This is a genomic window from Lysobacter alkalisoli (assembly GCF_006547045.1).
GTDB lineage: Bacteria > Pseudomonadota > Gammaproteobacteria > Xanthomonadales > Xanthomonadaceae > Marilutibacter > Marilutibacter alkalisoli.
This window is the reverse complement of the sequence record NZ_CP041242.1, coordinates 129,353-144,078: the sequence shown is the minus strand read 5'-3', so window position 1 is coordinate 144,078 and position 14,726 is coordinate 129,353. Positions and strand designations below refer to the sequence as shown.

Annotated in this window: 9 protein-coding genes; 5 read left to right on the top strand and 4 right to left on the bottom strand. The window is 68.8% G+C overall.

The annotated features are described in order from the left end of the window. The first annotated feature begins 150 nt into the window (after positions 1-150). Positions 151-2,109 carry an N-acetylmuramoyl-L-alanine amidase gene (locus FKV23_RS00615; RefSeq protein WP_208543208.1) on the top strand — a complete coding sequence of 653 codons (1,959 nt, stop codon included), beginning with the start codon at positions 151-153 and terminating at the stop codon, positions 2,107-2,109. Between the two features lie 183 nt (positions 2,110-2,292). On the opposite strand, the gene FKV23_RS00610 is transcribed toward FKV23_RS00615, so the two are convergent. Beyond that, positions 2,293-3,591 carry a TCR/Tet family MFS transporter gene (locus FKV23_RS00610; RefSeq protein WP_141622122.1) on the bottom strand — a complete coding sequence of 433 codons (1,299 nt, stop codon included), beginning with the start codon at positions 3,589-3,591 and terminating at the stop codon, positions 2,293-2,295. Positions 3,592-3,934: 343 nt separating this feature from the next. Here FKV23_RS00610 and gltB point away from each other — a divergent pair, with 343 nt between their 5' ends. Both gltB and FKV23_RS00600 read left to right on the top strand, forming a co-directional pair. Continuing rightward, positions 3,935-8,485: a glutamate synthase large subunit gene (gltB, locus tag FKV23_RS00605; RefSeq protein ID WP_141624959.1), complete on the top strand. Its 4,551-nt coding sequence runs from the start codon at positions 3,935-3,937 to the stop codon at positions 8,483-8,485. After that, complete coding sequence (locus tag FKV23_RS00600) at positions 8,485-9,981, top strand: FAD-dependent oxidoreductase (protein WP_141622121.1); 1,497 nt, start codon at positions 8,485-8,487, stop codon at positions 9,979-9,981. Before gltB ends, FKV23_RS00600 begins: the two co-directional genes overlap by 1 nt. 69 nt (positions 9,982-10,050) lie before the next feature. Here the strand turns inward: FKV23_RS00600 and FKV23_RS00595 are convergent, their stop codons facing one another. From FKV23_RS00595 to egtB, 3 genes are read right to left on the bottom strand one after another with little or no spacing between them, the layout of a single operon-like run. Then, on the bottom strand, positions 10,051-10,773 hold the full coding sequence (locus FKV23_RS00595; RefSeq protein ID WP_141622120.1) for a flavodoxin family protein: 723 nt from the start codon (positions 10,771-10,773) through the stop codon (positions 10,051-10,053). A 21-nt stretch (positions 10,774-10,794) separates the two neighbouring features. Further along, positions 10,795-11,775 (bottom strand): L-histidine N(alpha)-methyltransferase, encoded by a 981-nt coding sequence (egtD, locus tag FKV23_RS00590; RefSeq protein ID WP_141622119.1) that lies wholly within the window; start codon positions 11,773-11,775, stop codon positions 10,795-10,797. Positions 11,776-11,788: 13 nt separating this feature from the next. Beyond that, the gene (gene egtB / locus FKV23_RS00585; RefSeq protein ID WP_244244051.1) at positions 11,789-13,045 is read right to left on the bottom strand and encodes an ergothioneine biosynthesis protein EgtB; all 1,257 of its coding nucleotides are present in this window, start codon (positions 13,043-13,045) and stop codon (positions 11,789-11,791) included. A gap of 25 nt (positions 13,046-13,070) precedes the next feature. Between egtB and FKV23_RS17620 the strand changes: the two genes are divergently transcribed. Beyond that, positions 13,071-13,202 (top strand): hypothetical protein, encoded by a 132-nt coding sequence (locus FKV23_RS17620; RefSeq protein WP_279633020.1) that lies wholly within the window; start codon positions 13,071-13,073, stop codon positions 13,200-13,202. Between the two features lie 95 nt (positions 13,203-13,297). Continuing rightward, positions 13,298-14,476, top strand: a complete 1,179-nt coding sequence (locus tag FKV23_RS00580) for an aminotransferase class V-fold PLP-dependent enzyme (protein WP_141622117.1) — start codon at positions 13,298-13,300, stop codon at positions 14,474-14,476. The last annotated feature ends 250 nt before the right edge of the window (positions 14,477-14,726 follow it).

Genomic DNA, 14,726 nt, shown 5'->3' with positions numbered 1-14,726 from the left:
GGCGGACGCACCATTCGTCGGCGCATGGGCACGCGCCGACAAGGAATATTTTATTTTTCGACCTGGTCCGCGGTTACTGAAACCTGAGGACGGTAGAAGTGGCCGGGCAACATCGACAAGACCACTTTCAACAGTCAAGGACCACGGACGATGAAGACACCACACATGACTCCGGCGCGGCTGGTTTCCACCGTGCTGGCCGGCCTGATCGCGACCACCGCGGCGGCGGCTCCACCCACGGCCCGGCCCGACGTTTCCAGGCCAGCCGCCCCCGACTTCGCCGCACCCGACGCCGACCCCGCGCTGGCCCTTCGCCTGCAGCAGGAGGAAACGCGCCTGCGGCCGCAACGCGCTGCGTTCCCCGGCTATTTCCGCCAGGCCTACGCACGCTATCCGTCGATTCCGGCCGGCACCCTGGAGGCGATCGCCTACGTGCAGAGCCGCTGGATGCACCTGCAGCCCGAACCCGACCACGAGGGCGGCAGCCACCTGCACATGCCGCGCGCCTACGGCGTGATGGGCCTGTACCACGGCGAAGGCTTCGCCGACCAGGTCGGCGAGGCGGCGCGGCTGCTCGGCGTGCCGGCCTCGAAGGTGATCGCCGACCCGCGCACCAACATCCTCGCCGCCGCCGCCCTGCTCGACCGCGAGATCAGCGCCAGTCAGATCAGCGCCAGCGGCACGCGGGCGAAGTCGGAACAGGACGAGATCGCCCCGGCGCTGGCGCGTTATGCCGGGTTCGCGACCGGGGACGGCGAGGTGCAGGACTTCGCCCGCACCAGCTTCGCCTATGACGTGCTGCTGGCCCAGGATCGCGGCGTCAACGACCGCGGCATCGTGGTGCCCGAGCGCACGGTGCGTTGGGAACGCGCGTTCACGCCCGACCAGCTGATCCAGCAGAAGGCGCCGTTCGTCCGTCTCGACGTCGAGAGCGATCGCGTGATCACCGACCAGTACGCGATCGACCCGGTCAGCGAAACCCTGCAGCGCACCGCCCCGGCGGACGGCGACCGGCTGCAGGCCAGCAGCGACGTCGGCATCATGAGCACCGACTACGGCCCGGCGATCTGGAATCCGGCGCACTCGTCCAACTACACCGCCTCGCGCAGCGCCGCGATCAGTGCGGTCACCATCCACACCGCCCAGGGCAGCTACGCCGGCACCATTTCCTGGTTCAAGAACGCGTCGGCCAACGTCAGCGCCCATTACGTGATCCGCAGCTCCGATGGCCAGGTCACCCAGATGGTGCGCAACGCGCACACCGGCTGGCACGTGCGCAACCACAACAGCTATACGCTCGGCATCGAGCACGAGGGCTACGTCAACAACAGCTCCTGGTACACCACCGCGATGTACAACAGCTCGTCGGCACTGGTGCGCTCGTTCTGCTCCAAGTACTCGGGAATCAGCTGCAGCGCCGCCTACAACGGCGCCGCCAGCAGCGGCATCAACGTGTTGCCGACCAGTGTCAAGATCAAGGGCCACCAGCACTTCAGCGGCCAGACCCACACCGACCCGGGCATCAACTGGGACTGGAAGCGCTACTACACCCTGCTCAATCCGGGCAGCGGCGGCACCACCAAGGTGCTCGACAGCTTCGAGAGCAGCGTCGGCCACTTCAACACCAGCCCGGCCTACTCCGGCAGCACCACCGGCATCTCCACCGCCTCGTCGGCGACGCGCAACTGCACCATCCGCCACAACGGCAGCTGCTCGCTGCGGGTGCTGCTGAAGGACAACCCCAACAGTTCGGCCAACTGGGCGGTCCGGCTGCTGTCGGGCTCCGGCAGCCCGTCCAACAACGTCAAGCTCAGCCGCAGCAACGGCCGCATCGGCTTCTGGGTGTACGCAGCCGGCAGCGGCATGAGCGTGGCGGTCGGCATCGACGACAGCGACGGCACCGAGCGCTCGACCACGCGTTCGCTGGCGGCCAACACCTGGACCTATGTCGAGTGGAACCTGACCAACAGCGCGCACTGGAACGCCTGGGTCGGCGGCAATGGTGCAATCACCGCCAGCACCGTCACCCTTGATGCGATCTGGCTGTATCGCGCGCAGACCAGCTACGACGTCAACGTCTACATCGACAACGTGACGATCAAGAACTGAGCCTCGGCCGGGGCCACGGGACCCGGTCCCGGCCATGCGCTGCCAGGGACGGCGGCACGGTGGAACGGACGCGCAACCGCCCGTCCATCACGGAACGACGAGCCGCGCGCGGAAAGGCGCTGCCGTCCTTCACGGAGCGAAGGTGAGGCGCAGGGATGCGCCGAATCGTCCGCCTGTGCCCGGTCAACGGACCTTGGCCGCAGCCGCTTCCGCGCGCTCGGCCGCCGGCGCGGCCACCCCGCGTGGCGCCTTCCACCAGGCAATGCCGACCGCGCTGCCGAGCAGCACCGCCGCGATCAGCCACGGCACACCCGGCAGGTGCGCGGGCGCGGCATCGCTGATGAAGAAGCCGAAACTGCCGGCGAACAGCACCGGCCCGACGATGCCGGCCATCGACACCAGACTCATCAGCGCGCCCTGGATACGGCCCTGTACTTCCGGCCCGACCTCGCGCGTGATCAGTGCCTGGGTGGCCGGTGCCGCCAGCGCCCACAACGCACTGACCGGCAGGCCAAGCAGCCACACCCAGCCATTGCCGGCCAGCCCATAGACCACGAAGCCGGCCACGCCGCAGCTCAAGCCGAGCAGCAGGGTACGGCGCTCGCCGAGCCAGCGCACGACCCGGCCAACCAGCACCGCGTTGACGACGATGCTGCACACGCCGACCGCGGCCAGCACCCAGCCGACCTCGCGCGGGCCCCAGCCGAAGCGGTAGTCGGCGAACAGCACGAATACGCTCGGATAGACGTAGTGCGCGAGGTTGGCGAGGAACACCACCGCCGCCAGCCCGAACACCTGCGGGTAGCGCCGCAGCAGCCCGATCGAACCGACCGGGTTGGCGTGCGACCAGTCGAAGCGAGCACTGCGCTTTTCCTTCGGCAGCGACTCGGGCAGCACGAACCAGCCATACAGGAAGTTGAGCAGGGCCAGCCCGGCGGCGAACCAGAACGGAAGCCGCAGGTCGATGTCGCCGAGCCAGCCGCCGAGCAGCGGTCCGACCACGAAGCCGATGCCGAACGCGGCGCCGAGCATGCCGTAGCTCTTCGCGCGCTGGTCCGGCGGCACCACGTCGGCGACATAGGCATTGGCGGTGGTGAAACTGGCCGAGGTGATGCCGGAGATGATCCGCCCGACCAGCAACCACGCCAGGGTCGGCGCCAGCGCCATGAACACGAAGTCGAGCCCGAGCCCGAGGCACGACAGCAGGATCACCGGCCGCCGCCCGAAACGATCCGACAGCGTGCCCTGGATCGGCGAGCAGACGAACTGGATCGCCGCGAACACGAAACCGAAGGTCGCCACCCAGTACGCCGCATGCGCGGTTTCGCCGCCGGCGAAGTCCTCGATCAGGTGCGGCAGCACCGGGATGATCAGCCCGAACGCCAGGATGTCGATCAGGACGACGACAAAGATGAAGGCCAGCGCGGCGCGGCGGCGTACGCCGGAGATGGAGGCGCCCGAGGTGGGGTCGGTGTCGGTCATGCGGTGCCGGAGGGCGGCGGGGGAGCGCAAAGTCTAGCGGTTCGACGACCAGGAACCGGGACACGCCGTGAGCCCGTCCACGGGGATCATCCGAAGCCGCCATCCCGGCGGCAGGCGAAGAAACAAAACAGTTTCAATTTCAACTATTTACGCTGGAACAATACCATTTGCGGCAGCGCACAATCTGTGCTTTAGTCGGGAGACCCTTGGCTCCAAGGCCGGCCGGATCGCGCAAGCGAACCGCGCTGTTCCGTCCCCGTCTTTCGAGCCATCCGGCAACGCCACCACGGAGTTTCGTCCTGTGCGACAACCCGACCCTGCGCAACAATCCGTCCATTCCACCCTGGCGCCTTCGACGGGCCTGTACGATCCGCGCGACGAGCGCGATGCCTGTGGTTTCGGCCTGATCGCGCAACTCGACGACAAACCGGCACGGGCGGTGGTGGATCGCGCGCTGGAGGCGCTGGACCGGATGACCCATCGCGGTGGAGTCGCCGCCGACGGCCTGTCCGGCGACGGCTGCGGCGTGTTGCTGCGCCAGCCCGATGCGTTCCTGCGCGCGCTCGCCAGCGAGGCCGGCATCGCGCTCGGCCAGCGTTATGCCGCCGGCCTGGTGTTCCTGCCGCACGACGGGGCCGCCGCCGCCCAGGCGCGCGAGGCATTCGCCGGCGCGCTGCGCGAGGTGAAGCTCGCGATCGCCGGCTGGCGCGTGGTGCCGGTCGACGATTCGGTCTGCGGCGAACTGGCCAAGCAGTCGCTGCCGCGGATCGAGCAGCTGTTCGTGGTGCCGGCGGTCGACATCGACGGCGAGCGTCCCGACCCGTCCGCGTTCCAGCACGCGCTCTACCTCGCCCGCCGCCGCGCCGAGCAGCGCCTGCGCGCGCAGGGCGAAGCGTTCGCCGACGTCTACGCGGTGACCCTGTCGGCCACCACCATCGGTTACAAGGGCATGGTGCTGCCCAAGCACCTGTCGACGTTCTACCCGGACCTGCAGCGCGCCGACCTGACCAGCAGTGCGGTCGTGTTCCACCAGCGCTTCTCCACCAATACCAACCCGCGCTGGCCGCTGGCACAGCCGTTCCGGCTGCTCGCCCACAACGGCGAGATCAACACCATCGCCGGCAACCGCGCCTGGGCGCAGGCGCGCGCGCACGTGTGGCGCACGCCGACCCTGGACCCGCGCGAGTTCGATCCGGTGATCGAGATGCGCGGCTCCGATTCGCAGAGCCTGGACGGGATGCTCGAACTGCTGCTGGCCGGCGGCATGGACCTGGTCAAGGCGATGCGGATCCTGGTCCCGCCCGCGACTCAATCCCTTGAATACAAGGACGCCGACCTCGCCGCGTTCTACGAGTACTACGCACTCAACACCGAGCCGTGGGACGGCCCGGCCGGCATTGTGACCTGCGACGCGCGCTACGCCGCCTGCACCTTGGACCGCAACGGCCTGCGCCCGGCGCGCTGGGTGCTCAGCCGCGACCGCCATTTCATGATCGCCTCCGAGGCCGGTGTCTGGGACCTGCCCGCCGCCGACACCGAGGCCAAGGGCAAGCTCGGCCCGGGCGAGATGATCGCGGTCGACCTGCAGGCCGGCGAGCTGCTCGACAGCGATGCGATCGACCGCATCAACCGCGCGCGCGCGCCGTACAAGCGCTGGCTCAAGCAGGGCATGACCTACCTGCAGAACGAACTGATCGACCCGAGCACCACCGCCGAGCCGTTCGACGCGAACACCCTGGCCACGTTCCAGAAACTGTTCCAGCTGACCCGCGAGGAGCGCGAGCAGGTGCTGCGCCCGCTTGCCGAGACCGAGCAGGAAGCAACCGGCTCGATGGGCGACGACGTCCCGATGGCGGCGATCAGCCAGCAGGTGCGGCCGCTGTACGACTGCTTCCGCCAGGCCTTCGCCCAGGTCACCAACCCGCCGATCGATCCGCTGCGCGAAGACTGCGTGATGTCGCTGGCGACCCAGCTCGGGCGCGAGGGCAACATCTTCGTCGACGGCCCGGACAACGTCGCCCACGTGCTGCTGAACTCGCCGATCATGTCGCAGCGCAAGATCCGGCAGCTGGTGGCGATGCCGCCCTACGACACCGCGCACCGCTTCATCGACCTCGGCTTCGATGCCGACGAAGGGCTGGAGGCCGCGCTGCAGCGCATCTGCGCCGAGTCCGAAGCGGCCGCCCGTGCCGGCCGGACCATGTTGATCCTGACCGACCGCCATCCGCAGCCGGACAAGCTGATGGCGCATGCCCTGCTCGCGACCGGCGCGGTGCACCAGCACCTGGTCCGCACCGGCCTGCGCTGCGAGGTCAATCTCATCGTCGAGACCGGCACCGCGCGCGATTCGCACCACTTCGCCTGCCTGATCGGCTTCGGCGCGACCGCGGTGTATCCGTATCTCGCCTACCAGACCCTGCACGACCTGGCCGCACGCGGCATCCTCAAGACCAAGCACGGCGAGGTCGCGCAGATCGGCCGCAGCTATCGACGCGGGATCAAGAAGGGCCTGCTCAAGATCATCTCCAAGATGGGCATCGCCACCGTCGGCAGCTACCGTGGCGCGCAGCTGTTCGAGATCATCGGCCTCGACCGCGAGGTGGTCGCGCTGTGCTTCGACGGCAGCGCCGCGCGCATCGGCGGCGCCGGTTTCGCCACCCTGCAGGCCGACGCGCAATCGCTTGCCAACCACGCCTGGAACGAGAATGCGTTGCCGTCGATCGGCGGCCTGCTCAAGTTCACCCCGGGCGGCGAGTACCACCAGTACAACCCCGACGTGGTGATGGACCTGCAGCGCGCGGTGCTGACCAGCGAACCCGCCGACTGGCAGCGCTACGCCGACACCGTCAACAACCGCCCGACCGCGGCGCTGCGCGACCTGCTTTCGCTGCGCACCGGGGGCATGACGCCGGTACCGCTGGACGAGGTCGAACCGGTGTCGGCGATGGTGCACCGCTTCGACACCGCCGCGATCAGCCTGGGCGCGTTGTCGCCGGAGGCGCACGAGGCGCTGGCGATCGCGATGAACCGGCTCGGCGGCCGCAGCAACTCCGGCGAGGGCGGCGAGGATCCGGTCCGCTACGGCACCGGGAAGACCTCGAAGATCAAGCAGATCGCCTCCGGCCGCTTCGGCGTGACCCCGCACTACTTGGTCAACGCCGAGGTGCTGCAGATCAAGGTCGCCCAGGGCGCGAAACCCGGCGAGGGCGGCCAGCTGCCCGGCCACAAGGTCAACGAACTGATCGCCCGCCTGCGCTACGCGACCCCGGGCATCGGCCTGATCTCGCCACCGCCGCACCACGACATCTATTCGATCGAGGACCTCGCGCAGCTGATCTTCGACCTCAAGCAGGTCAATCCGCAGGCACTGGTGTCGGTGAAGCTGGTCTCGCACGCGGGCGTGGGCACGATCGCGGCGGGCGTGGCCAAGGCCGGCGCCGACCTGATCACCATCTCCGGCCACGACGGCGGCACCGGCGCCAGCCCGCTGTCGTCGATCCGCTACGCCGGCACGCCGTGGGAGATCGGCCTGTCGGAGGCGCGCCAGGCGCTGGTGTCCAACAACCTGCGCGAGCGCGTGATCCTGCAGACCGATGGCGGCCTGAAGACCGGCCTCGACGTGGTCAAGGCGGCGCTGCTCGGCGCGGAGAGCTTCGGCTTCGGCACCGCGCCGATGATCGCGCTGGGCTGCAAGTACCTGCGCATCTGCCACCTCAACAACTGCGCGACCGGCGTCGCCACCCAGGACGAGCGCCTGCGCAGCGCGCACTTCACCGGCCTGCCCGAGCGGGTCGAGAACTTCTTCCGCCTGCTGTCGGAGGAGGTGCGCGAATACCTGTCGAAGCTCGGCGCGCGCACGCTCGGCGAGATCGTCGGCCGCGTCGACCTGCTCGAGCAGGTCGAGCGCGAAGGCGCGCATGGCCGCCGGCTCGACCTGTCGTCCCTGCTCGTCGATGTCCGTAGCCCGGGTAAGACCGAAGGTCGCACCCGGGAACATCGGTCGCATGCCCCGGGTGCGGCTTCGCCTTACCCGGGCTACGGGTCGGGCGGGTGCGGTGCGCCTGCGCTGGTGCAGCCCGCGGATGGCCTGGCGGCGCGCCTCGATGTCGAGCTCGCCGACGTCATCGCGAACAAGCGCGGCGGCACGTTCGAATATCCGATCATCAACACCGACCGCAGCATCGGCACGCGGCTGTCGGGCACGATCGCCCGCCACCACGGCGACCGGGGGATGAGCGATGCACCGATCATCCTGCGCTTTACCGGCACCGCCGGGCAGAGCTTCGGTGCGTTCAATGCCGGCGGCCTGCACCACGAGTTGGTTGGCGAGGCCAACGACTACGTCGGCAAGGGCATGGCCGGCGGTCGCATCGTGCTGCGCCCGCCGGTGGAGGCGCGCTGGGCCGCGCACGAGACGCCGATCCTCGGCAACACCTGCCTGTACGGCGCCACCGGTGGCGAGCTGTACGCGGCCGGCCGCGCCGGCGAGCGCTTCGCGGTACGCAATTCCGGTGCCACCGCGGTGATCGAGGGCGCCGGCGACCATTGCTGCGAATACATGACCGGCGGCGTGGTCGCGGTGCTCGGCCGCACCGGCATCAACTTCGGTGCCGGCTTCACCGGCGGCATGGCCTACGTGCTCGACATCGAGCGCGACTTCGTCGACCGCTACAACCACGAACTGATCGACATCGTGCGCATCGCCGGCGACGGCTTCGAGCACTACCGCTCGCACCTGCGCGAACTGCTGGAGGCGCACGCCACCCACACCGGCAGCCTGCGCGCACGCCGCATCCTCGACGAGATGCGCGACTACGTGGGCAAGTTCTGGCTGGTCAAGCCGAAGGCTGCAAGCCTCGAATCGCTGGCCGAGAATCTCAGGAGGGCCGCGTGATGGCCGGGAAGAACTCATCCTCGAAGAACGTGTTCGAGTTCCTCGAGCTGCCGCGCGAGATGCCCAGGCGCATCCCGCTGGCGCTGCGCCAGGGCGGCGACTGGGGCGAGCTGTACGGCCAGTTCGGCGAGGACGCCGCGCGCCACCAGTCCGCGCGCTGCCTGGACTGCGGCAACCCGTACTGCAGCTGGAAGTGCCCGCTGCACAACTACATCCCGCGCTGGCTGGAACTGGCCCGCGAGGGCCGCATCCACGAGGCCGCCGCGCTCGCCCACGAGACCAACCCGCTGCCGGAAATCTGCGGCCGGGTCTGTCCCCAGGACCGGCTGTGCGAGGGCAGCTGCACCCTCAACGACGGCTTCGGCGCGGTCACCATCGGCGCGGTCGAGAAGTACATCAGCGACCGCGCGATCGCCGAGGGCTGGACGCCCGACATGTCGAAGGTCAAGCCGACCGGCGCGCGCGTGGCGGTGATCGGTGCCGGCCCGGCCGGACTGTCCTGCGCCGACCGCCTCGCCCACGCCGGCATCGAGGCCACCGTGTTCGACCGCTACGAACAGATCGGCGGCCTGCTGCAGTTCGGCATCCCGAGCTTCAAGCTCGACAAGGCGATCGTGCAGACCCGCCGCGAGATCCTCGAAGGCATGGGGGTGAAGTTCCGGCTCGGCGTCGAGGTCGGCCGCGACGTCACCCTCGACACGCTGCTGGCCGAGTACGACGCGGTCTTCCTCGGCCTCGGCAGCTACCGCTATACCGATGGCGGACTGCCCGGCCAGGACCTCAGGGGCGTGCTGCCGGCGCTGCCGTTCCTGGTGCAGAACGGCCGTATCGTCAGCGGCCTGCAACCGGACGGAAAGCCGATCGCGGGCTGGGAAGACCAGATGCAGCTGCCCGACCTCAAGGGTCGGCGCGTGGTCGTGCTCGGCGGCGGCGACACCGGCATGGACTGCGTGCGCAGCGCGGTCCGGCTCGGCGCCACGCAGGTCACCTGCGCCTATCGTCGCGACGAGGCCAACATGCCCGGCTCCGCGCGCGAGGTGTCCAACGCGCGCGAGGAAGGCGTGCAGTTCCTGTTCAACCGCCAGCCGCTGGGCCTGCTCGGCACCGACGCGGTCACCGGCGTGCGCGTGGCGGAAACCCGGCTGGGCGAACCCGACGAAAAGGGCCGCCGCCGCGCCGAGATCATCGAAGGCAGCGAATCGGTGCTCGACGCCGACGTGGTCATCATCGCCTTCGGCTTCCGTCCGGATGCGCCGGAATGGCTGGCCACGCACGGCGTGGAGCTGGAACCCGACGGCCGGATCCGCACGTCCGGCGAGCATGGCAACCATCCGTACCAGACCGCTCATCCGCGGATATTCGCAGGCGGCGATGCGGTGCGCGGCGCCGACCTGGTCGTCACCGCCGCGTTCGAGGGCCGCGAGGCCGCCGCCGGGATCGCGAAGCTGCTTCGCAACGGTGAACGCAGATCGGTGGCGGACGCCGCCGCGGCATGACCCGCTTCCCGGATGCGGCCTTTGGCCGTACCGGGGTTGGCGCACGCGGGCGGTGGCCCGCGAAGGCCCTCAGCGGTATTCCGGGTTCGGATGATCGAAACGGCAGCCGGCGTCCCACTGGTCGCGCTGGTTGCCATGCGCCGGGATACCGCCGGCGTCCTTGAGCATCCGCGCGAAATGCATCAGGTTCCAGGCCATGAACGTGGTGTTGCGCTGGGTGAAGTCGTTGTCGTAACCGACGCCATCGTCGCCGTACGAGGGCCCCGGACCGGCCTCGCCGATCCAGCCGGCGTCGGCCTGCGGCGGGATCGTGTAGCCCAGGTGCTGCAACGCGTACAGCACCGTCATCGCGCAGTGCTTGATCCCATCCTCGTTGCCGGTGACCAGGCATCCGCCGACGCGGCCGTAATAGACGTACTGCCCCTTGTCGTTGAGCTTGCCGGACTCGGCGTACAGCCGCTCGATCACCCGCCGGCACACCGAGCTCTCCTCGCCGAGCCAGATCGGCGTGCACAGCACCAGGATGTCGGCCGCCATCACCTTGCCGCACAGATCGGGCCAATCGTCACGCGCGAAGCCGTGCCCGGTCATGTCGGGCTGCACGCCCGGGGCGAGGTCCAGGTCCACGGGACGGACGATATCGACCTTCACGCGCTGCTTGCGCATGACGCCGGCCGCAACCTCGATCAGTCGCTCGGTGTGCGAATCCAGGCCCGAGGGCTTGAGCGTGCAGTTGAGGAACAATGCGCGCAGGTCGTCGTAACGCGCGGGCGGTTCGGGTTCTTTGGCCATCGTCGCGTCCTCGATACGGGTTCAGGCCGGCTGCAGCAGGCGCAGGCCGAACCAGTCGCGCGGGTCGTTCCAGCGGCGCACGACCTTCAGGCCGGCCTCGGCCACCAGAGCGGCGAATCCGGCTTCGGTGTACTTGTGGCTGTATTCGACGTTCATTGCCTCGCCTTCGGCGAAATGGAACACGCGACCATCGACGGTCACGTCCTGCGCGCGGCGGCTGACCAGGAAGGTCTCGATGCGACCGCGCTCGCGTGCGTAGACCGCGCGATGTTCGAAGCCATCGAGGTCGAAGTCGCTGCCGATCTCGCGGTTCAGTCGAACCAGCAGGTTATGGGTGAACGCGGCGGTGACGCCTGCGGCATCGTTGTAGGCGGCCTCGATGATCGCCGGATCCTTGTCCAGATCGATGCCGACCAGCGCCTGGCCCTGCGCGCCCATCGTCGCGCGCATCGAGCGCAGCAGGTGCACGGCTTCGTTACGGGTGAAGTTGCCGAGGGTCGAGCCGGGGAAGAACACCAGGGTCCGGTGCACGCCATGCCCCGCCTCGGGCTCGGGCAACGGCACCGGCTGGGTGAAGTCGGCGCAGACCGGCAGCATCTCGATCGCGGGGAAGCGTTCCGCCAGCCGCGCGGTGCTGGCCAGCAGCATCGTGCGCGAGATCTCGATCGGGGTGTAGGCGACCGGATCGTGCAGGCTTTCGAGCAGGCGTTCGGTCTTGCGCCCGCTGCCGCTGCCGTACTCGACCACGTGCAGCTCCGGCCCGACCGTATCGGCGATCGCGTCCAGTCGCGCGTCGAGCAACGCCATCTCCACGCGCGTGAGGTAGTACTCGGGCTGGCGGGTGATGTCCTCGAACAGCTTCGAGCCGGTTTCATCGTAGAAGTACTTCGATGACAGCCGCTTCGGTGCCTGCGACAACCCGGCGAGGGCATCGCCGAGGATGTCGTCCGGGCTCGGGTGGAGGTCGGTGAGCCGGGCCTTCGTGGCCGCAAGTGCATTCATCGTGTCGCGTCCATCACATGTCCCGCGCCAGCCGCAGGCCGGAGAACTGCCAACGGTCGGGCGGATAGAAGAAATTGCGGTAGCTCGCGCGGATGTGGTCGCGCGGCGTCACGCAGCTGCCGCCGCGCAACACCCACTGCCCGCACATGAACTTGCCGTTGTATTCGCCGAGCGAACCCGGCAGCGGCCGGAAGCCCGGATACGGACCGTAGGCGGTCGAGGTCCACTCCCAGACATCGCCGAACATCTGCCGCAGGCCGGGGCCGTCGCTGGCGGCGCGCGGTTGCAGCACCGCGTCGTCGGCCAGGCCGCCCTCGACCAGCAGCGCGGCGGCCGCGCTTTCCCATTCGGCCTCGGTCGGCAGCCGTGCGCCGACCCAGCGCGCGTAGGCATCGGCCTCGTAATAGCTCAGGTGGCAGACCGGCGCGTGCGGATCGATCGCACCCATGCCGGCGAGGGTGAAGTGGCGTTCAAGGTCGTCTTCCCAGTACAGCGGCGCGCACCAGCCTTCGGTCTGCACCCGCGCCCAGCCCTCGCTCATCCACAGGGCCGGGTTGCGATAACCGCCATCGTCGATGAAGGCACGGTACTCACCATTGCTGACCGGACGTGAGGCCAGCGCATGCGCCGGCACCAGCGCACGGTGGCGCGGCGACTCGTTGTCGTAGGCGAAGGTTTCGTGTGCGGGCCATGGTTCGGCGCCCAGCACATGGATGGCCTCGTCGAATTCGATCCAGCGTTGCGGCGTGGCTTCACCGGTGGTTCCGGCAAGGTCGTCACGATACGCCGGACGCAACGGATTGCACCACAGCGCATGCTTGATGTCGGTCAACAGCAGTTCCTGGTGCTGTTGTTCGTGATGGGTGCCCAGCAGGATGGCCTGCTGCAGGGGCCCATCGAAATCGCCGGCCTCGAACGCGCGCGCCATCCGCGAGTCGACCTCCTCGCGATAGGCGAGTACCTCGGCCAGCGACGGCCGCGTCAGCAACCCGCGTTGCGGTCGTGCATGCATCGGCCCGACGCTCTGGTAGTAGCTGTTGAACAGATAGTGCCAGTCGGCGTTGACCGGCCGGTAGCCGGCCCGCGCGCCGAGCACGAACTGTTCGAAGAACCAGGTGGTGTGGGCGAGATGCCATTTGGCCGGACTCGCGTCCGCCATGCTCTGCACCATCGCATCCTCGGCCGAGAGCGGTGTGGCCAGCGCGGTGCTGCGCGCGCGCACCTGCCGATAGCGTTCGGCCAGGGCGGCTTCTGTGTCCGCAGCAGGCATGCCGGAGTGCGTCTGGAACGCCTGCATGGACGTGGCAGTGGTTGCCGTCATCGGCACGAAGCTTACTCCATCGACAGTGACGGCCCATGCAACGATCATCACGCTGCTGACGCAACGGTGGCAGGATGTCGCGATCGCCGGAACATGGATTCCCTGATCATCGTGCGGTCATGCCTGCGCCGTCATGCCCTGCCGGCGGACATGACGAAGTTGCGTCTCACCTTTTCATGCCCGTGGAGTACTTCTCCCATCATGCCTTCCGATCTGGACGACATCGCACTGGCCGCGCTGTTCGCGACCCCGCCCGGCACGCTGTACCTGAATGCCGCCTCACATGGTCCGCGCCTGCGCAGCGTGCAGGCCGCGGCCGAGACGGCAGTGGCGGCCGGCATCGCGCCGTGGCGGCTTGGCGAGGAAGAATGGATCGCCTCGATCGAGCATGTACGTACACTCGTTGCAGGTTTCTTCGACGGCGATGCCGACGCGGTCGCGATGGTGCCGTCGGCCGGCTACGGATTGTCGCTGGCCGCGCGCAACCTGCCGCTCTCACGCGACGAGGCGGTGCTGGTGCTGGCCGGCCAATTCCCGTCCAACCTGCTGCCGTGGCAGCAACGCTGCGCGGAAACCGGTGCACGCATGGTCCACGTCCAGCGCGGGTACGAGCATTCCTCGCATGCGCACGACTGGACCAATGCGGTGCTCGCAGCACTCGATGACGACCCCGGCATCCGTATCCTCGCCCTGCCGCACGCGTACTGGCACGACGGCACCCTGCTCGACCTGGATCGCATCGCTGCATGCGCACATGCGCGCGGTGCCGCGCTGGTCCTCGACCTGAGCCAGAGCCTGGGCGCGCTGCCGACCGCGATCGAACGCTGGCGGCCGGCGTTCGTGATCAGCGTCGGCCACAAGTGGATGCTCGGCAGCTACGGGCTGGCCTACCTGTGGGCATCGCCGCACTGGCGCGAACACGGCGAGCCGCTGGAACAGACCTGGTTCGCCCGCGAACACGACGCGGCGATGGCCTCGCCGCTGCGGCCGCCGCGATATCGGCCCGGTGCACGTCGATTCGATGCCGGCGGAATCGCCCATGCGGAAAAGCTTGCGATGGCCGCCGCGGCACTGGAGCAACTGCACGCGTGGGGCATCGAGAACCTGCGCGATGCACTGCAGGCACGCACTGCCGCCTTCGATACGGTACTGCGCGAACACGGCCTGGACGACTGGATCACGCCCAACCACGCCCCGCACCTGCTCGGCCTGCGCCCGCCCGCGGAACGGCTGGATGCGGTAGCCAAGGCGCTGACCGAAGCCGGCGCGGTATTCACCCGCCGCCACGGCCAGCTGCGCATTGCCCCGCACCTGCAGGTGACGGTGGCGCAGATGCGGGAGGTTGGCGGGGTCGTTGTCGGATCGGTGCAGCAATCCTGAACCTTCCGGCCCCGGGTGCGCTTCGCTTACCCGGGCTACAGAACCTGACCCGTCCAGCCCCGGGTGCGCTCCGCTTACCCGGGCTACGCATTGCGCCTTTTCCATGCGCGCCAGCCAACTTTCCAGAAGCCCGTGGCCATGGCTTTGCGGGATCCTACGAAACATGGATGTTTCGGAAGAGCCCCCATGGGTGAGGCAACGCGTTTGCGAAGCACTGCTTCGCGCGCTGCCGAACGCCCGGAGGCTATGC